19 protein-coding genes are annotated in these 21,927 nt (G+C 66.6%); 15 read left to right on the top strand and 4 right to left on the bottom strand.

What is annotated here, in order from left to right; translation table 11 throughout:
- Positions 1-32 precede the first annotated feature (32 nt).
- The gene (locus G3545_RS15725; protein WP_170014175.1) at positions 33-1,865 is read right to left on the bottom strand and encodes an SLC13 family permease; all 1,833 of its coding nucleotides are present in this window, start codon (positions 1,863-1,865) and stop codon (positions 33-35) included.
- Positions 1,866-1,913: 48 nt separating this feature from the next.
- On the opposite strand from G3545_RS15725, the gene G3545_RS15720 reads away from it, so the two are divergent.
- The 9 genes from G3545_RS15720 (at position 1,914) to G3545_RS15680 (ending at position 9,925) form a co-directional block, all read left to right on the top strand.
- Positions 1,914-2,801: a transglutaminase family protein gene (locus G3545_RS15720; RefSeq protein WP_170014173.1), complete on the top strand. Its 888-nt coding sequence runs from the start codon at positions 1,914-1,916 to the stop codon at positions 2,799-2,801.
- Positions 2,802-2,833: 32 nt separating this feature from the next.
- Positions 2,834-3,838, top strand: a complete 1,005-nt coding sequence (glsA, locus tag G3545_RS15715) for a glutaminase A (protein WP_170014171.1) — start codon at positions 2,834-2,836, stop codon at positions 3,836-3,838.
- 120 nt (positions 3,839-3,958) lie between these two features.
- Entirely contained in the window at positions 3,959-4,642 is a 684-nt protein-coding gene (locus G3545_RS15710; RefSeq protein WP_170014169.1) for a GntR family transcriptional regulator, read from the top strand.
- Positions 4,643-4,759: 117 nt separating this feature from the next.
- The gene (locus G3545_RS15705; protein ID WP_170014167.1) at positions 4,760-5,119 is read left to right on the top strand and encodes a hypothetical protein; all 360 of its coding nucleotides are present in this window, start codon (positions 4,760-4,762) and stop codon (positions 5,117-5,119) included.
- Positions 5,107-5,580 carry a MaoC family dehydratase gene (locus G3545_RS15700; protein WP_170014165.1) on the top strand — a complete coding sequence of 158 codons (474 nt, stop codon included), beginning with the start codon at positions 5,107-5,109 and terminating at the stop codon, positions 5,578-5,580. Before G3545_RS15705 ends, G3545_RS15700 begins: the two co-directional genes overlap by 13 nt.
- Positions 5,577-6,764, top strand: a complete 1,188-nt coding sequence (locus tag G3545_RS15695) for a CaiB/BaiF CoA-transferase family protein (protein ID WP_170014163.1) — start codon at positions 5,577-5,579, stop codon at positions 6,762-6,764. Before G3545_RS15700 ends, G3545_RS15695 begins: the two co-directional genes overlap by 4 nt.
- A gap of 186 nt (positions 6,765-6,950) precedes the next feature.
- Entirely contained in the window at positions 6,951-7,859 is a 909-nt protein-coding gene (locus G3545_RS15690; RefSeq protein ID WP_170014161.1) for a tripartite tricarboxylate transporter substrate binding protein, read from the top strand.
- Complete coding sequence (locus tag G3545_RS15685) at positions 7,856-8,398, top strand: tripartite tricarboxylate transporter TctB family protein (protein ID WP_170014159.1); 543 nt, start codon at positions 7,856-7,858, stop codon at positions 8,396-8,398. The genes G3545_RS15690 and G3545_RS15685 overlap by 4 nt, the downstream gene beginning before the upstream one ends.
- A gap of 15 nt (positions 8,399-8,413) precedes the next feature.
- Positions 8,414-9,925, top strand: coding sequence for a tripartite tricarboxylate transporter permease (locus tag G3545_RS15680; protein WP_170014157.1), 1,512 nt, complete (start codon positions 8,414-8,416; stop codon positions 9,923-9,925).
- Here G3545_RS15680 and G3545_RS15675 read toward each other — a convergent pair.
- A complete protein-coding gene (locus G3545_RS15675) occupies positions 9,922-11,508 on the bottom strand; it encodes a phage tail sheath C-terminal domain-containing protein (protein ID WP_170014155.1) in 1,587 nt (528 codons plus the stop codon). The two genes, G3545_RS15680 and G3545_RS15675, sit on opposite strands and share 4 nt — an antisense overlap.
- 149 nt (positions 11,509-11,657) lie before the next feature.
- Here G3545_RS15675 and G3545_RS15670 point away from each other — a divergent pair, with 149 nt between their 5' ends.
- Positions 11,658-12,725, top strand: a complete 1,068-nt coding sequence (locus G3545_RS15670; protein WP_170014153.1) for a catalase family peroxidase — start codon at positions 11,658-11,660, stop codon at positions 12,723-12,725.
- Positions 12,722-13,285: a cytochrome b gene (locus G3545_RS15665; RefSeq protein WP_170014151.1), complete on the top strand. Its 564-nt coding sequence runs from the start codon at positions 12,722-12,724 to the stop codon at positions 13,283-13,285. Before G3545_RS15670 ends, G3545_RS15665 begins: the two co-directional genes overlap by 4 nt.
- Positions 13,286-13,288: 3 nt before the next feature.
- Here the strand turns inward: G3545_RS15665 and G3545_RS15660 are convergent, their stop codons facing one another.
- Positions 13,289-14,650, bottom strand: coding sequence for a dicarboxylate/amino acid:cation symporter (locus tag G3545_RS15660; RefSeq protein WP_170018107.1), 1,362 nt, complete (start codon positions 14,648-14,650; stop codon positions 13,289-13,291).
- Between the two features lie 280 nt (positions 14,651-14,930).
- Here G3545_RS15660 and G3545_RS15655 point away from each other — a divergent pair, with 280 nt between their 5' ends.
- Both G3545_RS15655 and G3545_RS15650 read left to right on the top strand, forming a co-directional pair.
- Entirely contained in the window at positions 14,931-16,742 is a 1,812-nt protein-coding gene (locus G3545_RS15655; protein WP_170014149.1) for an ATP-binding protein, read from the top strand.
- Entirely contained in the window at positions 16,742-18,076 is a 1,335-nt protein-coding gene (locus G3545_RS15650) for a sigma-54 dependent transcriptional regulator (protein WP_170014147.1), read from the top strand. The genes G3545_RS15655 and G3545_RS15650 overlap by 1 nt, the downstream gene beginning before the upstream one ends.
- Before the next feature lie 5 nt (positions 18,077-18,081).
- Here G3545_RS15650 and G3545_RS15645 read toward each other — a convergent pair whose 3' ends face one another.
- Positions 18,082-19,443 (bottom strand): biotin carboxylase N-terminal domain-containing protein, encoded by a 1,362-nt coding sequence (locus G3545_RS15645; RefSeq protein ID WP_170014145.1) that lies wholly within the window; start codon positions 19,441-19,443, stop codon positions 18,082-18,084.
- Positions 19,444-19,595: 152 nt separating this feature from the next.
- On the opposite strand from G3545_RS15645, the gene pxpA reads away from it, so the two are divergent.
- Both pxpA and G3545_RS15635 read left to right on the top strand, forming a co-directional pair.
- Positions 19,596-20,321 (top strand): 5-oxoprolinase subunit PxpA, encoded by a 726-nt coding sequence (pxpA, locus tag G3545_RS15640; protein ID WP_170014143.1) that lies wholly within the window; start codon positions 19,596-19,598, stop codon positions 20,319-20,321.
- 11 nt (positions 20,322-20,332) lie between these two features.
- Positions 20,333-21,865 (top strand): hypothetical protein, encoded by a 1,533-nt coding sequence (locus tag G3545_RS15635; protein ID WP_170014141.1) that lies wholly within the window; start codon positions 20,333-20,335, stop codon positions 21,863-21,865.
- The last annotated feature ends 62 nt before the right edge of the window (positions 21,866-21,927 follow it).

Below are 21,927 nucleotides of genomic sequence, written 5' to 3'. Positions count from 1 at the left end.
CGCCAGTTTGCTCGCGCACCGGCTGATTGGACCTAGCCGAGCGGCAGGAACACCGGAACCAGCAGCACGCTGACGATCGCCACGACAATGGCGAACGGTACACCGACCTTCACGAAGTCGCCGAAGCGGTACTGGCCGGGGCCGACCACCAGCGTGTTCACCGGCGAGGAGATCGGCGTCATGAAGGCGGTGGAGGCGGCGAGCGCGATGATCATTGCGAACGGATAGGGCGAGGCGCCGAGATCCTTGGCGATGGCCAGCGCCACCGGCGCCATCAGCACCGCCGTGGCGGTGTTGGAGATGAACAGGCCGAGCAGGGCGGTAATGATGAACAGCGTCGCCAGCACCAGGCGCGGCGAGGCGCCGCCGACCAGGTGCAGCACCGCGTCCGCCGCCAGATCGACGCCGCCGGTGCGCTGCAGGGCGAGCGAGAAGGGCAGCATGCCGACGATCAGGATCAGCGTCTTCCAGCTGATCGAGCCATAGGCGCTGTTGAAGTCGACGCAGCCGAGCAGCCCCATCAGCAGGCAGCCGATCAGCGCAGCCTGCACGTTCGGCACCACGCCGCTCACCATCAGTACCACCACCAGGCCGAGCACGCCGAGCGCATAGGGCGCGCGGCTGGCGGCCGGGAGCACCTCTTCGAGCTCGGCCGGCATGTTCAGCACCACCATGTCATGGGTGTCGTCCTGAAGATCGCGGATGTCCGACCAGAAGCCGACCAGCAGCAGCGTGTCGCCGAGCTTGAGCCGCTCGGTCAGCAGGCCTTCCGTCACCACCTTGTCGCCATGGCGCAGGCCGATCACGGTGAGCCCGTATTCGGAGCGCATCCGCGCTTCGAGCACGGTCTGGCCGATCAGCCGCGATTCTGCCGGCAGGATGATCTCGGCCATGCCGATCTCCTGCGAGCGATCGGTGAAATAATCCTTGCCCTCACCGAACGGACGCGATTCCAGCGCATAGGCCTGGCGCAGCGCCTCGACATCGTGCGCGGGCGCATTGGCGTCGACCAGCAATATGTCGCCGGCCATGATCTGGGTCTGCGCGGTGGGGCGGAGCATCTTCGCGGACAGGCCGGTGCCGCGCTCGATCGCCAGCAGGTTCACACCCGAGGCGCGCGCCGGGATCTCGTCGAGCCGCTTGCCGATCAGCGGGGAGCGTTCGGTGACGAAGACGCGCTGTTCGCGCTCGGCCAGCCGGTAGCGCTCGATCCATTCGCGCAAGGTGGGGCGGCGGCTGGAGGCGATGTCGGCCGGCCTGCCGGCCAGCAGCCGGCGCGCCACCAGCATATAGAGGATGCCGAGGACCAGCAGCGGCAGGCCGAACGGCGTGAAGCTGAAGAAGCTGAACCCTTCCGCGCCCTGGCGCATCAGCTCCGCGTTCACGACCAGGTTCGGTGCGGTGGCGACCAGTGTGAGCATGCCGCTGATGAGGGCGGCAAAACTAAGCGGCATCATCAGCCGGCCCGGCGACATGCCGCGATTCTGCGAGATGCGCAGCACCACGGGGATGAAGATGGCGACCACCGCGGTCGAGCTCATCAGCGAGCCGAGCCCGCCGACCGATGCCATCAGCAGGACCAGCAGTCGGTTCTCGCTGGTGCCGGCAGTGGCGTCGAGCCAGTCGCCGAGCCGGCGCGCCACTCCGGTGCGCACCAGTCCTTCACCGATCACGAACAAGGCGGCGATGAGGATGATCGAGGAATCGCTGAAGCCCGCCAGGGCCTCGTTCATGGTAATGATTCCGGTGAACGGCATCGCCACCAGCACGAGCAGCGCCACGGCATCCATGCGCGGCCGGTTGATCACGAACATGACCACCGCGGCCGCGAGCATGAGCAGGACGAGGGCGAGTTCGAGATTCATGGGTTTCACTCTGGTGGTGACAAGGCCAGGCAGCCGGGACGGAAGCAGATGGCGCGGATCAAGATCGTACACACGACCGAATATACCTACCGCAATCCGGTGGGCCTGACGCGCCATCGCCTGATGGTCCGGCCGGACGACAGTCACGACCTGAGATTGCACAGCGCCGACCTCAAGATCGAGCCGGAACCGGCAGCCGTGCATTGGAAGCACGACATGTTCGACAACTCCGTCTGCTTCGTCGAATGGCCGGAAACGCTGAAGACCGAGCGCCTCAGCATCGTCTCGACGCTGGATATGACGCATCATCCCGATGGTCCGCCGCTGCCGCACTACACCGTCGAGCCGACCGCCGAGACGTTTCCCTTCTCCTATGCGCAGAACGAGATTCCCGATCTCGGGCGTCTCACTGAGCGGCAAATGCCGGACCCGGACCGGAAGGTCGATGCCTGGGCACGCCGCATCGTCGCCGACGCCGGCAGCAACAACACGCTGAAGGTGCTGGAGGCGATGACGCACGCCATCAAGCAGGAGTTCGGCTATGGCGCGCGCCATGAGGAGGGGACGCAGACCGCGGCGCAGACCATCGAGCTCGGCACCGGGACCTGCCGCGACTTCGCGGTGCTGATGATGGAGGCGCTGCGCAGCTACGGCCTCGCCACCCGCTTCGTCACCGGCTACCTCTATGACGACACCTCGGGCACCACGCGGGGCGGCGGCAGCACCCACGCCTGGTGCGGCGTGTATGTGCCGGGCGCCGGCTGGATCGAATACGACCCGACCAATGGCCTTGTCGCCGGCGCCAATCTGGTCCGCGTCGGGGTCACCCGCGAGGCGTCGCAGGCGATTCCGATCTCCGGCGGCTTTGTCGGCAGCTCGGACGATCCGCTCGGCATGCATGTCGACGTCTCGGTCGGTGCGGTTCCGATACGCTGAGTCGACCCGCCTCGGCGTATTGGGAGCGATGCATGAGTTTCGATCCGGAAGCGGACAAGGCCGCGACGCCGTCATATGTCTCCACCGGCCGCCTGCCGCCGTCGGACGTGGTGGCGGCGCTGGTCCGCGCCGCGCATGAGCGGTTCAGATCAAATGCGGATGGCCGCAACTCGGCCGTCTATCCGTCGCTCGCCACCATGCCCGGCGAACTGTTCGGCATCTGCGTGGTGGGCACCAACGGCGCGTGCCACGCAGCCGGCGATTGCGAGCGTGATTTCACCATCATGAGCGTGTCGAAGCCGTTCGTCTTCGCGCTGGTTTGCGAGGCGATCGGCGCCGAAGGGGCGCGCACCGAGCTCGGCGTAAACGCGACCGGGCTGCCCTTCAATAAGCTGGAAGCGATGGAGCGGGCCGGGGACGGCCGCACCAATCCGATGGTCAATCCCGGCGCCATCGCCACCACCAGCCTGGTGCCGGGAGCGAACCGCGCGGAGAAATGGCAACGCATCCGCGAAGGGCTGTCGCGCTTTGCCGGCCGCGACCTGTCGATCGATGACGAGATCTATCGGTGCGCGATCGAAAGCAATTCCCGCAACCAGGCGATCGCCCGGCTGCTCGAGACCTATGGACGGCTGCATGCCGACCCGGTGGAGGCGATCGATCTCTACACCAGGCAATGCTCGCTCAGGGTCAATGCGAGGGACCTCGCCGTCATGGGGGCGACATTGGCCGATGGCGGCCTCAATCCGCTGACCAAAGAGCGCGTGATCGACGCCGATACGTGCCGCTTCGCCTTGGCGGTGATGGCGACGGCGGGATTGTACGAGACCTCGGGTGATTGGCTCTATCAGGTGGGACTGCCCGGCAAGAGCGGCATTGCCGGCGGCCTTGTCACCGTGGCGCCCGGCAAGGGCGGCCTCGGTACCTTCTCGCCGCGCCTCGATGCCGCCGGCAACAGCGTCCGCGGGCAACTCGCTGCGCGCTTCCTGTCGGAGCAACTGGGCTTGAGTCTGTTCGCCTCGAACGCCGAGCTCTAGCAACGGCCCGCCGCTGCCGCGCCGACACACGCGGCGGCGCCGAAATTGATCTCATGAGGGCGGCACTTAATAGCACAGTTTTTTATTGACCAATTGGTATACCATTGGCATGATAACCGCATGCCGATGGAAAACACCGACCCCGCCACCACCTATGATCGTCTCAAGTCCCTGATATTGAGCGGGGAAATGGAGGTTGGGCAGCCGCTGGTCGAGCGTTCGCTGGCGGCGCGCCTGGGGGTCAGCCGGACGCCGGTGCGCGAGACCATCTTCAAGCTGGCGCGCGAGGGGCTGGTCAGGATCGTTGAAGGCAAGGGCGCCTTCGTCGCGACCTACACGCTCGAGGACATGATCGAGATCTATCATGTGCGCGAGGGGCTGGAGCCGATCGCTGCGCGGCTTGCCTGCGCGAATGTCACGCTCTCCGAGCTCGATTACTTCAATGACGAGCTGGAGAGGCTGAAAGCCCATCCCGAACTGCGCTTCGAGGCGCCGGACGAATGGATGCGCATCGGCCACGACTTCCACATGATGTTCATCCGCGCCTCTCATAACTCGCGGATCATCCAGACCATTGCCGGCTTCCAGGAGCAGATCGACCTGTCTCGCGGGCTCGGCCGTATCATCGTGCGGACCGACAGCGACAGCGCCGCCGCCGAGCATCTCGCCATCCTGCATGCCCTGCGGGCTCGCGATCCGGCCGCCGCCGAACACGCCGTGCGCATCCATCTGCAGAACGGACTGAAGCATCGTCTCAGCCGCTTTGCGCAGGGGCGCGGTCCCGCGGCGACCAGGATTCTCTGAGTCTCAGGAAGGACAAGAACAATGGCCCCGAAGGCGGTCGAGGAGGAGACGGTCGAGACTCACGAAGTCTGGGAGAGCATCCCGGTCGGCGATGATCTCGGCACGATGGATTATGTAATGACCGAGCAGATGGTCTCGGATTATCGGCGCGTCGTGGGAAATCCGACGGCCGCATTTCCGACCGTTGCTGCGCGCCACCCGGCAAATCTGTTCTATCGCAAATACGCCAAGGTCATGCGCGTGCCGAATGCCGGGCACGATTCCGAGTATTTCAACCCGCCGATTCCGGGCAAGCGCATCTTCGTCTCGGCCCGCATTGCCGACAAATATGTTCGCCGCGGCAAGCCCTATCTGGTCGTCGAAGCCACCGCCACCGACGAGGACGGCCGGCTGATCGAAATCAGCCGCCTGATTGGCCTGGCGCGACAGGTGGGCCTGCTGGCGCATGGGGAGCTGGTACGCAAATGGGAAAAATAGAACCGAAGCAACTCAAGGTCGGCGACCGGCTGGAGACCTTCTCCAAGCCGGTAACCGAGCCGATGATGGTGGAATTCGAGCGGGTGGTGTGGGATCGCGGCAAGAATTCGCACAGCGATCCGGAGGCGGCAAAGGCCGATGGGCTGTCGCGCACCATTGCTTCAGGCCAGAACCAGATGGCCTTCATGCATGAGCTTCTGGAGAAGAATTTCGGCGATGCCTGGGTGTATGGCGGCAAGATCTCCATCCGCTACATCCGCCCGGTCTATGCGCACGACGTGCTGACCCCGAACGCCGTGGTTACCGACGTCATCGAGGAGGATGGCCGGTCACGCGTGCTGCTCGACGTGTGGTGCGAGAACCAGGACGGCAACAAGACCTCGATCGGCACCGCATCGGCGGGCCAGCCTTCCGCAAAACGCAGCTGGACTGCATCCGAGCCCGAGAGGATCGCATCATGACGACCGGACCTCTTGAAGGCATTCGCGTCCTTGAACTCACCCATGCCTGGGCCGGCCCGTATTGCGGCATGATGCTCGGCGACATGGGTGCCGAAGTCATCAAGGTGGAAAGCCCGCGGCAAGTGCCCGAGGCGCGCGGTGGCTACCCTTATGTGAACAATGAGAGCGTCATCTTCATGATGCTCCACCGCAACAAGAAGAGCCTGACCCTTGATCTGAAGAACCCGAAGGGCAAGGCGATCTTCCATGATCTGGTCCGCACTTCCGACGTGCTGATCCAGAATTTCCGCCCCGGGGTGGTGCAGAAGCTTGGCCTTGATTACCAACATCTCAAGGAGATCAATCCCGGGCTGATCTACGCCAATCTTTCCGGCTACGGCACCACCGGGCCGAAGTCCGATTTGCCGGGCGTCAACATGATCGCGCTCGCCGAGAGCGGGCTCGCCTCGACCACCATCTCCGAGGGGCGCGCCCCGGAACCGCTCGGCTATGCGCTGTGCGACGTGGTTGCCTCGATGTGGACGGCCTTTGGCATCCTCTCCGCTTACATAAGGCGCGAGAAGACCGGCCGGGGACAGGAGGTCGACATGTCCCTGCTGGAGGCCGGGGTGTCGCTGATGTTCAGCCCGGTCGCCCAGCATTATTACGGCGCCAAGGACTGGGTCGCACTCAACCGCCGCAACGACGCCAACGCCCCGGCGGGATTCTTCAAGACCCGCGACGGCAGCTATGTCGCGGTCTTCGCCAGCTATCCCGCGCTTTGGGAGCGCTTCATCGAAGCCATGGGCGTGCAGCATCTGGCGAGCGACCCGCGCTTCGTGTCGCGCAACAAGCGCACTGCCAACTCGCCGGTCCTGCACGAGATCATGGGCGAGATCTTCGCCACCGAGGACACCGATCATTGGGTCGAACTGCTGACCAAGGCGGGCGTCCCGACCGCGCCGGTGCGTACCGCGGGCCAGATGGTCGAGAACGACCAGGTGCTGGCGCGCGACCTCATCGTCGACCAGGAGCACCCGACCGCCGGCCCGATCCGGGTCATCGGCGTGCCGGTGAAGCTATCGGAGACGCCGGGGAAAGTGCGCACGCCGGCGCCGCTGCTTGGCGAGCACACCCGCGAGATCGTGGCCTCGCTCGGCCATGGCGACGAACTGGAAGCGCTGGAGAAGTCCGGAGTGATCTGAACGCAGACACAACGTCACCGGAAAAATCCGGGACGATTTGGGAGGACTATCATGCTCAAGGCAAGTAAATCCCAGGTAGAATTTAATCACCGCGTGAAATCCAATGCCCATTCAACATGGGCGCATATCGCCTTGCTTTCGGCCGCGGCCGTTTCCCTGTCTGCCTCCGCACTATTGGCAGAAGATTTGCCGGCGAATTATCCGGCCAAGCCGGTCGAGATGATCATTCCGTTCGCGCCGGGCGGCGGGGTGGACCTGTTCGGCCGCACCGTCGCGCGCATCCTGAACGACGAGCATATCGTTCCGGCGCGCATTGTGGTCACCAACCAGCCGGGTGCCGGCGGCGCGCTCGGCATCGCCGAGATGGTGCAGCGCGAGGGCGATCCCTACAGCCTGCTCGGCATCGCCATCCACATCCATGTGACGCCGCTGACGCTGGGCACGCAGTACACCTACAAGGACGTCACGCCGATCGCCAAACTGTACTCCGAGTACGATATGATGGTGGTGCGGCAGGAATCACCCTTCAAGACCTTGAAGGATGTCGCCGATGCCCTGAAGAAGGATCCGGGCAGCCTCAAGATCGGTGGTGCCTCGCTCGGCAGCGGCGATCATCTGTCGATCTCGCGCTTCGCCCAGACGCTCGGCATCGATCCGGCCAAGCTCACCTATATCTCCTATTCGGGCGGCGAGGCGAACGCGGCGATCCTCGGCGGCCATGTCGATATCGGCCTCGGCGGCCTCGATCTCATGGACATCGTGCAGAGTGGCAAGATGCGCGCGCTGGCTGTGACGTCGCCGAAGCGGCTCAGCGGCGCCTTCAAGGACGTGCCGACCTATGTCGAGCAGGGCTATGACGTCATCAACGAGAATTGGCGCGGCATCTTCGCCCCTCCCGGCGTTCCTCCGGCCGAGGTGAAGTATTGGCAGGACGCCATCGTCAAGATGTCCAAGACCGAAGCCTGGAAGAAGGAACTGGAGGCCCACCAATGGTTCTCCACCGTCGAGACCGACACCTTCGCCCCGGACCTGGCCAAGGAAAATGAGATGTACCGCAATCTTCTCCAGCAGCTGAACCTGGTGAAGAAGTCATGAGCAAGCTCTCTTTCCTGAATGGGAAGAGAGACGGCGCAGCAATGGTCGAGCTCGGCTTTACATTGCTGCTGCCGGTCTTCTCCGCCCTCTATATCTGGCAGGCGAACAAGCTGCCGGATCCGCCCGGCGGCAATATCCTGATCGGCCCGCGCACCTTCCCGATGCTGATCGGCGAGCTGATGCTCATCACTTCGCTCGTTCTGGTCTGGCAGGCGCTCCGGCCGCCGACGCCCGACGTGCCGGTCGAACTCGACCTGATCGCCGAGGCGACCTATGAGCCCGAGGACGCCTCGATCCGCGACTGGACCGGCGTTTCGGTCGTGCTCGGCGCGATGCTGTTCCTTGGGGCGACGCTGCGCCCGCTCGGCTTCGTGCTGTCGATCACGCTGATGCTGTTCGGCCTTTCGACCTTCTTCGCGCCGCGCAGCTGGTTGCTCAACCTCATCGTCGCGGTCTGCTTCGGGGTCGGCTCCTATCTGGTGTTCACCGAAATCCTCATGATCCCGTTGCCCAACGGCATCCTGCGTTCCGTCTTCTGATCGGGAATTGCCGCTATGGACAGCTTCTCAGGCATTCTCGGCGGCTTCGCCGTCGCTCTGCAACCGGAATATCTCGGGCTGGCCCTGCTCGGTGCGCTGCTCGGCACCGCGATCGGCGTGCTGCCGGGAATGGGTGCTTCGCTCACCATCTCGCTGCTGCTGCCCTTCACCTTCAAGCTGGTCGATCCGGTCGGCGCCCTCATCCTGTTCGGCGGCATCTTCTATGGCGCGCAGTATGGCGGCTCCACCACCAGCATCCTCATCAACACGCCGGGCGAGAGTTCATCCGTCGTCACCGCGATCGACGGCTATCGCATGGCGCGCAAGGGCCGCGCCGGGGCGGCGCTCGCCTGCGCCGCCATCGGTTCCTTCTATGCCGGAACCATCGCCACCTTCCTGATGATGGTGCTGGCGCAGCCGCTGGTGAACATCGCGCTGGACTTCGGCCCGTCGGAATATTTCGCCATCATGGTGCTGTCGCTGGGCTCGGTCACCGCACTCGGCAGCGGCCACCCGATGAAAGCGGCGTTCTCGACGCTGCTCGGCCTGATGATGGCCACCATCGGCATCGATGCCACCAGCGGGCAATTGCGCTTCACCTTCGGCGAGCCATCGCTGTTCGACGGCATCGATGTCGTGGTCTGCGCCATCGGCCTGTTCGCCATCAGCGAGGTGATCTTCTCGCTCGGCAATCTGCGCAGGCAGGAACCCTCCGGCCTGATGGAGACCGGCAAGCTGTTCATGACCAGGGAAGAATGGCGCCGCTCATTCTGGCCGTGGACCCGCGGCACGGTGATCGGCTTCATCATCGGCGTCCTGCCCGGCGTCGGCGCTACCATCGCTTCCTTCATGTCCTATGGCATCGAGCGGAAGGTCTCGAAGCACCCCGAGGAATTCGGCAAGGGCGCGATCGAAGGCGTTGCCGGTCCCGAGGCGGCCAACAACGCCTCGGCGGGCGGCGCGCTCGTGCCGCTGCTTACCCTCGGCATCCCGGGTTCGGCGACCGCCGCCGTCATGCTCTCCGCGCTGCAGGGTTACGGCATCGTGACGGGGCCGCTGCTGCTGGACAAGCATCCGGAGATCGTCTGGGGCCTGATCGCCAGCCTCTATATCGGCAATGTCATGCTGCTGGTCCTGAACCTTCCGCTGGTCGGCATGTGGGTCAAGCTCTTGAAGGTTCCGGAGACCATCCTCTATCCGATCATCATCGCCATCAGCACGATCGGCGCCTACAGCCTCAGCCGCAACGTGATGGACGTGTACATCATGTTCGGCATCGGCATCGTCGGCGCCATCCTGCGTGCCTATGCCTTCCCGCTTGCCCCGATTGTCCTCGGCCTTGTGCTGGGTGGCCAATTGGAGACCGAGTTCCGCCGGGCGCTGATCGGCTCGCGAGGCGACTGGTGGGTGTTCGTGGATCGCCCGCTGGCCGCATCGATCCTGCTTTGCGCGGTCGCCGTCGTGCTGCTGCCGGTGGTGACGCGCTTGCGCGCCTTCTGGCGCGCCCGGAGGGCGGCGCTGACCTAGCCAGGAGGACACCCGCCGTTGACGATCTGCCGGATGGTGATGATGACGAACTCGGCCGGCTTCAGCGGGGCGAATCCGACGACGATGTTCATTGCCCCGCGATCGATGTCGTCCTGCGTCGTCGTCTCGGCATCGCATTTGACGAAATAGGCGTCGCGCGGGGTTGCCCCCTGGAAGGCGCCTTGCCCGAACAGGTTGTGCATGAACGCACTGACGCTCAGGCGGATCTGCGCCCAGAGCGGTTCGTCGTTCGGGGAGAACACCGCCCACCGTGTGCCGCGCACCAGGCTCTCCTCGATGAACAGAGCAAGCCGTCGCACCGGAATGTATTTGTACTCGTCGGCGAACTGGTCCGCGCCGCGCAACGTGCGCGCGCCCCACACCACGTAGCCGACAGCAGGGAAACCGCGCAGGCAATTCACGCCGATCGGGTTCAGCAGCCCGTTCTCCGCGTCGGTGAGCTTTACAGTCAGGGCGTCGGCGCCCGAGAGCGTCGCCTCTAGCCCGGACGCGGCCTTCCACACACCGCGCGCGGCATCGGTGCGCGCCATGATGCCGGCGATCATGCCCGAGGGCGTGGACGTCGCAATCTGGCCGCCGTTCAACGGATCGCGCCGGCCGTAGCGCGGAAAGAACAGCGCGGCATGCGATGCGTGAGCGGGTGGTATGATGGGACTGGCCCGCTGCGCCTCGATCACGGTCCGCACGGCGATGTCCGGCCTGTCGTCCCATTCGGCGGGCGGGTCGATCAGCACGAAAGCGCGGCGTTCGGCGCAGAACTCGGCGGCCTGCTCCCACACCGCAGGCTCGATGGTGCCGCCGTTCGTATCGGGCGGGATGACCAGCACATTGAAGATGTCGGTCTTGAGCAAGGCGTGGAGGCCGCTTTTCTCGTCCGCGTCGCCGATCATGTCAGCGGTGGTCAGGCCGTCGCCATCATTGCCGCCCGTGCCGTTGCCGGCGGCGTTCTCGGCGGGCCGGGTATCGGGCAATTGCGGCGACCCGCCACTCTGCGCCACGCGGACGAGGCTTGATTCAGCTTCGAGCACGCGGTCGAGACGGCGGACGCCGCCATCGGTGTTCACCGTGACATTGGAGAACACCTCGCGCTGATTGGTCGAGCCGTCGACGACGGTCAGGTCGAACAGGTCGGTGGCGACGAGACCATGCTGGACGGCGATGTCCTCCACCGCCTGCGCGTCGGCCGGGTAGGTGACCACGGCGCTGAGCCCGTTGCCCCACTCGCCCGGATCGGTCGCGACCAATGACAGATTGCCGACCGCGAGCATTGCGACGCCATCATCATTGGCGTCCCGCGGCCGAAACAGACGAACGATGATCGCTTGTGAGCCGCCATTGGCGAAGAAGTCCTCGACGGCGTAGGACGCCGGGCTCGGTGCCCACAGCCCGCCGAAGCGCCGCGCGAACTCGCCGAAATTCGGGGCGCTGGCCGGCTCATCGATGGGACCACGCCGAAACCGCCCGAGAATCGCCGTGACCGAGGTGGGAACGCCCTGGATGCTACGAACGCCGCTCGCAGTCTCGCTGATATAGACGCCGGGATAGCTTGGCCGAACCGGCATGCGCCTCTCCTTGCCGCCGCTGCCTTGGTCTTTGCCGTGCGATTTAGAAATGCACTAAGCTAGGCGGAAGGCTAGCCTACCCACGGACAGCTGTCGGCATGGAACCATCGCTCGGCAGAGATTCAAGTCGGACCAACAGAGGGTGTTGAATGGCCCAGCCGTCTCCATCGCCACCGCGTCCCGCGCTCGGATCGCTGGCACTCATCGCGGTCATCGTCGCCGCCGGTGCCGGTGCCTTCGCCTTTACGGCGGGATGGCTCTCGCCCGATCGCATCACGCCGACCAAGCTGGTCGATGCGCTGGCTCCGCCCACGGGGCCGGCTCTCGGCCATCGGCGCAATCATGCCAAGGGCATCTGCTTCACCGGGGTATTCGAAGCCAACGGCAACGGCACCCAGCTCTCGCGAGCGCAGGTTTTCGCAACCGGCCAGTATCCGGTGCTCGGCCGCTTCAATCTCGGCACGCCGGATCCGAACGCGCCGGATGCGACGGTCCGGGTGCGGGGCATGGGCCTCCAGCTCTCGACCCCGGGCGGCGAAGTGTGGCGCACCGCCATGATCGATCTTCCATTCTTCCCGGTGGCAACGCCGGAGGCGTTCTATGAGCTGCTGCGGAACTCGCACAGCAAGGATCCGGAGGCGATGAAGAATTTCGCCGCCGCGCATCCGGAGTTTGTCGCCTTCGGCGATTGGGCCAAGAGCGCGCCCTGGACCGCCAGCTACGCGGAAGACGCCTTCCACAGCCTCAATAGCTTCATCTTCACCGACACGTCCGGCGGCGAGCACGCGGTGCGCTGGTCGCTGCTGCCGCAGGCGCAGGTCACCTCGATCACCGAGGCCGATCTCGCCAAGCTCGGCCCCAACCATCTCGAACAGGACATCACCGACCGGGTCGCCAAGGCGCCGCAGCGCTGGACCCTGTTGGTGACGCTCGCCAATCCGGGCGATCCGACGGCCGACCCCAGCAAGGCCTGGCCGGAGGGACGGCGTACCGTCGAGGTGGGCACGCTGGTCGTGCAGAAGATCGAAGCGGAAAGCGACGGCCCGTGCCGTGACATCAATTTCGATCCGACGATCCTGCCCAGCGGCATAAAGGTGTCGGACGATCCGTTCCCGGCGGCGCGCTCGTCAGCTTACGCAAAATCGTACGATCTGCGCACCTCCGAGGCCAAGTACTATCCCTATCAGCCGCAAACCGCGACGGGTGCCCAGCCATGAGCAGCAGTGGCAAGCGATTCACCGTTCTTCAGCGTTCGCTGCACTGGCTGATGGCTGCCTGTATTCTGGCGATGCTGTTCATCGGCGTCGGCATGGTGTCCACCATCATGCCGAAATACGTCCCCCTGCTGGCGACCCACAAGACGCTGGGCATCACCATCCTGGTGCTCGCGCTGATCCGCCTCGCCGTCCGCGCCCGCTATGGCGCGCCGGCCTTGCCGGCGGATCTGCCGGAGCCGATGCGGCTCGCGGCGCATCTGTCCCATTACGCGCTCTACGCGCTGATGATCGGCATGCCGCTGATCGGCTGGGCGATGATGTCGGCCGGCGCCTATCCGGTCGTGCTGTACGGCGGCATACGCCTGCCTGCCATCCTCCCGCAGAGCGACGAGCTGCATGCACTGCTCTGGAGTGCGCACTTCTATCTGGCGTTCGCCTTCTTCGCGCTGGTGCTGCTGCACCTCGCCGCCGCACTGTTCCACGCATTGGTTCGGCGGGACGGCGTCTTCGAGAGCATGGCACCGGTGCCATCCCGCGACGACGCCGCTCCCGCCGAGTGAGGCTTAGCCGGCCGCGACCACCCCGCTTGCAGGGGCGGGCGCGGCGTCGGTCACCACCAGCGCCTCGACCGCCCCGGCGCCATCGCCTGCAAGGGCACGGCGCAGCTGATGCATATCGAGTTCGCCCTCCCAGCGCGCCACGACGATCGTCGCCACCGCATTGCCGACGAAGTTGGTCAGCGCCCGGCACTCGGACATGAAGCGGTCAATGCCGAGGATCAATGCCATGCCGGCCACCGGCACCGAGGGCACCACCGATAGCGTCGCTGCGAGCGTGATGAAGCCGGCTCCGGTGATGCCGGCGGCGCCCTTCGAGCTCAGCATGGCGACGAGCAGCAGCAGCACCTGGTCCCAGAGGCTGAGCTCGATGCCGGTCGCCTGCGCGATGAACAGCGCGGCGAGCGTCATATAGATGTTGGTACCGTCGAGATTGAAGGAATAGCCGGTGGGGATGACGAGGCCGACGACCGACTTGCGGCAGCCGGCACGCTCCATCTTCTCCATCAGGCTCGGCAGCGCCGCTTCCGAGGAGGAAGTGCCGAGCACCAGCAGCAGCTCCTCCTTGATGTAGCGGATCAAGGCGAGGATGGAGAAGCCGTTGTAGCGGGCCACCGCGCCGAGCACGACGAACACGAAGAGCAGGCTGGTGATGTAGAAGGTGCCGACCAGCATGGCGAGGTTGGCGACCGAACCGATGCCGTATTTGCCGATGGTGAAGGCCATGGCGCCGAAGGCGCCGATCGGGGCGGCCTTCATCAATATGGCGACGAGGCGGAACATCGCCTGCGACAGCGAGCCGAGCACCTCCATCACCGGGTGGCCGCGCTCGCCGATGCTCGCCAGCGCAATGCCGAACAGCACCGCGAAGAACAGCACCTGCAGGATGTCGCCGGAGGCCAGCGCGCTCACCGGCGTGGTCGGGATGATGTTGGTGAGGAAGCCGACAATGGTCTGCTCATGCGCCTTGACCGCATAGTCGGCGACCGCCTTGGCATCGAGCGAGGCCGGATCGATGTTGAGGCCGGCGCCGGGGCGGATGACGTTGCCGACAATGAGGCCGATGACGAGCGCCAGCGTCGAGAAAGTAATGAAATAGAGCATCGCCTTGCCGGCGACGCGCCCGACCTTGCCGAGATCGCGCATGCCGGCGATGCCGGTGACGACGGTGAGGAAGATCACCGGCGCGATGATCATCTTCACGAGCTTGATGAAGGCATCGCCCAGCGGCTTCATGTCGGTGCCGAGCGAGGGATAATAGTGGCCAAGCAGGATGCCCGCCGCGATGGCGACGAGGACCTGGACATAGAGGTGCTGGTAGAATTTCCGGGGCGTGGCCGGAACCGTCGCGGGAATCGCGTGGGCCATGGTGTCTTCCTCCTTGGAGCCGCCGGCGCCTCTTTGCTCGAGCGTCGTTGGGAACCGGAACATGTCGGGATCTGGCGCAAGGCGCGCCGCAGTGATCCCTCTTGCGCAAGGCGCATGCCAAACATGCCGATTTGTCGGGCGAAGAATAAGATTATGATTTTACTGTATTATTTCTAGCATTACCTACCGGCCTCTCGACATTCTGTGTGGAATTCCGCACAGTCGTCGCGGGTCGCGTGCGGAGAACCGCACGCCTGTTCCGGCGGAGAGGCGGATTGCCATGTCCGATACAAGCCACGGAAGGCGGGCGTTGCGCCTCGGCGCCGCGCTGCTCATCAGCTTCGGCCTGCTCCTCGCGCTTGACGCGCTCGCTCGCTTCGGCGCCGAGCGCTGGGCGCTCGGGCAGGTGCGCTCCGGAGCAGAGGCTGCGGCCGAATTCCGTGCGGCGATGCTGCGCAGCGAGATCGAGAAGCAGCGCACGCTCCCCGTCGTGCTGGCGCAGGACCCCGACGTGCGCGCGGTGCTGGAGGCGCGCGACCCGGCTCGGATCGCCGCACTCAATGCCAAGCTCGAGACGCTCGCCGCCGGCACCCGCGCCGGCGTGATCTATCTTCTCGACACCAAGGGCATCACCCTCGCCGCCAGCAATTACCGTTCGCCCGCGAGTTTCGTTGGCAGCGACTATTCATTCCGGCCATACTTCGCCAGCGCCATGTCGGAAGGCACCGCCGAGCATTTCGCGCTCGGTACGGTGAGCCACCAGCCCGGCCTCTACATCACGCGGCGCCTCGACGGCGCGGACGGCCCGCTCGGCGTGCTCGTGGTGAAGGCGGAATTCGGCGCGGTGGAGACGGACTGGCGGCGCGCCAGCGACCCGACCTTCGTGACCGATCCGCGCGATATCGTGCTGGTGACCAGCGTGCCGGACTGGCGCTTCCACGCCACGACGCCGATCCCAGACGCACAGCGTGACGCGATCCGCGCCAGCCTGCAGTTCGGCGACGCCGCGCTCGACCTGCTGCCGTTGCGTCGGGCGCGCAGCGATGATGCAGAGGTAAGCTGGCCGGGAGCGCCCGGCGGCTCGGCCTTCGTCGAGGCCACCGTCGATGTTCCCACCACATCATGGCGGCTCCACGTGCTGGCGCCGCTCGCAGGCACGGTGCAACTCGCCGCCCTCGCCGCCCGCTCGCTCGCACTGCTCGCCGGCATTATCGCCCTCGGTGCCGCGGCGTTCTTCCTCGCCCGCCGTCGCCGCCTCGCGCAGGAGCGGCGACAACAGGCCGAGATGCGCCGCGAGCTCGAAGCGCGCGTCACCGCCCGCACTGCTGAACTCAGCGACGCCAATGATCGGCTGCGCGCCGAGATGGAGGAGCGCCGCCGGGCGGAAGCCACGGCGCGGGAGATGCAGGACGAACTGGTGCAGGCGAGCAAGCTCGCGGTGCTCGGGCAGATCGCCGCCAGCGTCGCGCACGAGGTCAACCAGCCGGTCTCCGCCATCCGCACCTTCGCCGAATCCGGGAGCATATTGCTGGGCCATGGACAGACCGAGACCGCCCGGGACAATTTCGCGACCATCGCATCACTGACCGACCGTATCGGCGCCATCACTGGCGAATTGCGGGCCTTCGCCCGCAAGAGTCCCGGCCAGGTCGGGCCGGTGCCGCTGCGCGCGGCGATCGAAGGCGCGCTGCTCCTGATCGGTCATCGCCTGCGCCAGAACGCGGTCGAGCTCGTGCTGGACCTCCCGGCGGAAGAGGTGACGGTTGCGGCAGAGCGCTGGCGTCTGGAGCAGGTCTTCGTCAATCTGCTGCAGAACGCCGTCGAGGCGCTGGCGGGGCGGGCGGATGGCTGCATTCGCATCACCGCGCGGGCGGAGGACGGCCAGGTTGTCGTGCGCATCGCCGACAATGGCCCGGGGCTCGCCCCCAAGATCCTCGACAGCCTGTTCCTGCCCTTCACCACCACGAAGCCGGAAGGGCTCGGCCTCGGCCTCGTCATCTCGCACGACATCGTCGCCGAGTTTGGCGGCCGCCTCCGCGCCAGGAACGAAGATGGCGCGGTCTTTACCCTCACCTTGCCGAGGCTCGACTGATGGACGTCGCCTTCATCGACGATGACGAGGCGCTGCGCGCGGCCAACGTGCAGGCGCTGATGCTGGCCGGCTTCACCGTCGCGTCCTACCCGTCCGCCATGGCCGCGCTGGACGATCTCGATGCGGATTTCCCAGGGATCGTGGTCAGCGACGTGCGCATGCCGCGGATCGACGGCCTCGAACTGTTCCGCCGGCTGAGGCGGCTGGATGCCGAGCTGCCTGTAATCCTGATCACCGGCCATGGCGACATCTCCATGGCGGTCGAAGCGATGCGCGAAGGCGCCTACGACTTCATACCCAAGCCCTACGCGCTCGACCGGCTGCTCGTGGCGGTCCGCCATGCGCTCGACAAGAGGCGCCTCGTCCTCGAGAACCGCGCGCTCCGCCGCAAGGCGGAGGCTGCGACCCTCGATCTGCCGCTGCTCGGCCATGCGCCGGAGATGGAGCGGCTGCGCCAGCGGGTGCGGCAGATCGCCGACGCCGACATCGACGTGCTGGTGGAAGGCGAGACCGGCAGCGGCAAGGAGGTGGTGGCGCAGACGCTGCACCGCTGGAGCCCGCGCGGCACCCGCCCCTTCGTCGCGGTGAATTGCGGGGCGCTGCCGGAGAACGTCATCGAGAGCGAATTGTTCGGCCATGAGGCAGGCGCCTTCACCGGGGCGCTCAAGAAGCGGATCGGCCGTGTCGAGCACGCCAGCGGCGGCACTCTGTTTCTCGACGAGATCGAGGCGATGTCGCCGGCGCTCCAGGTGAAGATGCTGCGCGTGCTCGAAGCGCGGGAAATCATGCCGCTCGGCACCAACGAGGTTCGCCGCGTCGACATCCGCGTGGTGGCGGCCTCGAAGGTCGATCTGCAGGATCTGGTCCGGCGCGGCGGCTTCCGCGAGGATCTCTATTACCGCCTGCACGTCGCCTTCATTCGCATCCCGCCGCTGCGCGAGCGGCGCGAGGATGTCGCGCTGCTGTTCGGCCACTTCCTCGCCCGTGCCGCCAAGCGCTTCCGCCGCGAACCGCCGCTGATCGAGGAGGCGATGCGCCGGCATCTCGACACGCATGAGTGGCCGGGAAATGTGCGCGAGCTCGCCCACTATGCCGAGCGCGTCGCCCTCGGCCTCACGCCCGAGAACGGCCCGGCGGCACCCCCCGGCGGGTCGAGCCTGCCGGAGCGGGTCGATGCCTTCGAGGCTGCGCAGATCAGGGAAACGCTCGCCGCCTGCCGCGGCGACATCCAGGCGACGCTGCGCGCGCTCGGCATCCCGCGCAAGACGCTCTACGACAAGCTGCGGCGCCACGGCATCGACCAGGCACGCTTCCGCGCGTCAGGCCCGAGCTGACAGGATCAGCCGACGAGATCGGCTCGATAGGTCTCGACGAAGCTGGTGAGCGCGCGGCCCTCGGTGAACAGCGGGTGGGCGACGACGCGGTCGAGGAAGGCGAGGTTGCAGACGAACTCGCCGACGCCGGTGGCCGCGATCGCGCGCCGTGCCCGCTCGATCGCCTCGCTGCGGGTTTCGCCATGGACGATCAGCTTGGCGATCATCGGGTCGAAATGCGGGGTGATGCGGTCGCCCTCGCGCACACCGGTATCGACGCGCAGGCCCTCCATCTCGGGAAAGGAGAGCGTCGCCAGCAGGCCCGGCGAGGGCAGGAACATGCGCGCCGGGTTCTCCGCATAGAGCCGGAGCTCGATGGCATGGCCGCGCTGCGAAATGCCGGATTGCGGCAGGTCGGCGCTGGCGAGCTCGCCGGCGGCAAGGCGCAGCTGGAGCGCAACCAGATCTGCGCCCGTCACCGCCTCGGTCACCGGGTGCTCGACCTGGATGCGGGTGTTCATTTCGAGGAAATAGAAGTGCTCGGTGTCGGCATCGACCACGAACTCGACGGTGCCGGCGCCGCGATAGGCGGCCGACTTCGCCAGCGCCACCGCCGCTCCCGTCATCGCCGCCCGGGTTGCCGGAGAGATGCCGGGGGAGGGGCTCTCCTCGATGATCTTCTGGAAGCGGCGCTGCACCGAGCATTCGCGCTCGAAGAAGTGCACCGCCTCGCTATTCCCGAAGCCGAACACCTGCACCTCGACGTGACGGGCGTTGCGGATATAGCGCTCCAGGAAGATGGCGCCGTCGCCGAACGAGCGCTGCGCCATGCCCTGCGTCGCCTCCGCCACCGCGCGCAGCCCGTCGGGCGCATCGACGACGCGCATGCCGATGCCGCCGCCGCCGCCGGACGCCTTGACCAGCAGCGGGAATCCGACCGCCTCGCCCGCGGCTTCCAGCCCGTCGAGCGCGCCCGGCTCGAAGCGTTGGCTGCCCGGCAGCACCGGCACGCCGGCACTCTCGGCAATGGCGCGTGCCCGCGCCTTGTCGCCCATCGCGGCGATGCTCTCGGGCCGCGGGCCGACGAAGATCAGCCCGGCGGCCTCCACCGCACGAGCGAATTCGGCATTCTCCGACAGGAAGCCGTAGCCGGGGTGAACGGCGTCGGCGCCCCGCGCCTTCGCCGCGGCGATGATGGCACCCGCATCGAGATAGCTGGCGACGGGCTTTGCCGCCTCGATGGCGACCGCCTCGTCGGCCATGCTGACATGCATCGCATCCGCCTCGATGGGCGGGTGGATGGCGACGGTGGCGAGACCGAGACTGCGGCACGCGCGTATGATGCGGCAGGCGATCTCGCCCCGGTTCGCGATGAGCACCTTCTTCATGCCGATTTCCAACTGTGAGGTGGGTGCGAAACGGCGGTAAATCGCCATGGCGTTCGCTGAAACATGATATATGATGCACGATGAAATCGGGCAAGACAAGGCGCCGTTGCTGGGTTTGGTGCGGTGAGATCGTTGGCTAAGGAGGCTCCGCCATGGGAAATGTGACGATCAATTGCGACATGGGCGAAGCCTTCGGCATCTATCGCTTCGGCGATGACGAGACCTGCATGCCCTTCGTCACCCACGCCAATATCGCCTGCGGCTTCCATGCCTCCGACCCCTCGGTGATGTGGCGCACCGTGCGCGCGGCAAAGAAGCACGGCCTGAAGATCGGCTCGCATCCCGGCCTTCCGGATCGCGAGGGCTTCGGCCGCCGCGAGATGAAGCTGACGCGGGACGAGGTGGCGGCGCTGGTGCTCTACCAGACCGGCGCGCTGCAGGCCTTCGCGGGCGCTGAGGGCGTGGCGCTCTCCCATATCAAGCCGCATGGCGCGCTGTTCGGCATGGCGCAGCGCCAGGAGCCGGTGGCGGATGGCATCGCCGATGCCGCGCTCACCCTCGGCCTGCCGGTGATCGCCTATTCGGACTGCGCGATGTCGGAGGTGTTCACCCGGCGCGGCGTCCCGTTCTCCTGCGAGTTCTATGCCGACCTCGACTATGACGATGACGGCCGCCAGCTCATCACCAAGGAGCATCACGCCGTCGCGCCGGATGAAGTGGCGATCAAGGTGCTGCGCGCCGTGACCGAGGGGCTGACTTCCTCGCTCAACGGCAAGGATGTGCGGGTGGTTGCCGATTCCATCTGCGTGCATTCCGACACCCCCGGCGCCATGGAGGTCGCGAAAGCCGTCCATGGCGCGCTCCGCCATTTGCTCTGAGCGCGTTCCCGATGCGTATCTCGGCCGGCGCTGATGTCGGTCCCACCCTTGCCCGTTCGCTGGAGCCGGCGCTGCGCGCGCTGCGAGCCTGCGCCGGCGCACAGGGCGGCGCCTGCCTCTATGAGCAGGACGGAGCGGTGTCGCAGGCGTCAAGCGCGCTCGATATCGTCCGCCAGGTCGCCGGCGCGCGGCATGCGGAAGGCGCCGCGGCGCTGATCCTGCGTGAGACGCTGTTCGATGCCGACCGCGATCTCGGCGACGGCGGCGCCCGGCTCGCCTTGCTGCTCGGCGCCCTGTTCCGCGAAGGCGTGAGGCTGGTCGCCGCGGGCGTGCCCGCGCCGGCACTCGCCGACGCGCTGCTGGCGCTCGGCGCCACGTTCGATCTGGTGCTGGCGGAGAGCGCTGTTCCCTGCGCCGACGAGCCCACGCTGGCAAAGCTAGCGCACGCCTGTGGTGCCGCACCGGAGCTTGCCGCCGATCTGGCGCGGCTGGTTCTTTCGGTCGGCGCTGAGGGCCATGCCGAGATCGTCACCGGCCGCGAGCGCGGCGGGCGTATCGAACTCGGCATCGGCTTTATCTTCGAGGCGCAGGCGGTGGCCGAGATCTTCGCCAGCGCCGCCTTCGATCCGGTGCATTTGCTGGTGGCCGACGAGATCATCGACGATTTCGGCCCGCTGGTGCCGCTGCTGGAAGGTTTCGCCACCCGCGGCAAGTCATTGCTCGTCATCGCGCGCGACGTCACCGGCACCGCCTTGCAGACGCTGATCGCGAACCGTCGCGACAATGGCCTGCGCACCGCCGCGCTCAAGCCGGCGGCGGTGTCGCAGCAGGCCGCGGACGCGCTGGAAGACCTCGCCATCGCCACCGGCGCCACGCTGGTGGCGGACCGCTTCGGCACCAGCCTCAAGGCACTGCGCCCCGGCATGCTGGGCCGCGCCGCGCGCTTCGGCTTCAGCCAGGGCCGCATGCTGCTGGAAGCGCCGGAGGGCGATGCCGCCGCGGTCGAGAGCCGCAGGCGCGTGCTGCTCGCCGAGGCGGAACGGCAGAAGTATCTCTCGCTCGACCGGGAGCGGCTGGAGCGCCGCGCCGCGCGTCTCAGCGGCCGCTGGGGCCGCCTGCACATCCATGAGGCCACCGGCCGCGAGACCGACGCCGCTCTCGCCCGGGCCAGGCGCGCGCTCGCCTCGATGCGCATGGCGCTGGAAGGCGGCGGCGCGCCCGGCGGCGGCATTGCCTTTGTGCGCGCCTTCGACCGGCTGCCGATGCTAGCCGGTGTGAGGGGGTTGGACCCGGAGACGGCCGCGCGGCGCTGCCTGGCCGTGGCGCTGGCCGAGCTGGTCCGCGGGCTCGATGCCGGTCGATCCAACGAGCCGGCGTCGCGCCTGTCGATCGCCGATGGCGCCAGTCTGGCTGAGCGGCTCGGCATGGCGCATGATGCGCCGGCCGCGGTGCTCGATCCCGTGCCGCTGCTGCGCCAGGTGAGCCGCCGCGCCATCTCAGGGGCCGCGACCATGCTGCGGATTGACGCGATTATAGGCAGCTGAGTGCAGTGCTTCTGTGCAGGCCAGACGCTTGGCACCATCAGGCTTTTGATGATATATCATAT

It is taken from the genome of Starkeya sp. ORNL1, from assembly GCF_012971745.1.
In the GTDB taxonomy this organism is placed as follows: domain Bacteria; phylum Pseudomonadota; class Alphaproteobacteria; order Rhizobiales; family Xanthobacteraceae; genus Ancylobacter.
The sequence above is the reverse complement of the archived record's forward strand: the minus strand, read 5'-3'. Positions and strand labels throughout refer to the sequence as shown.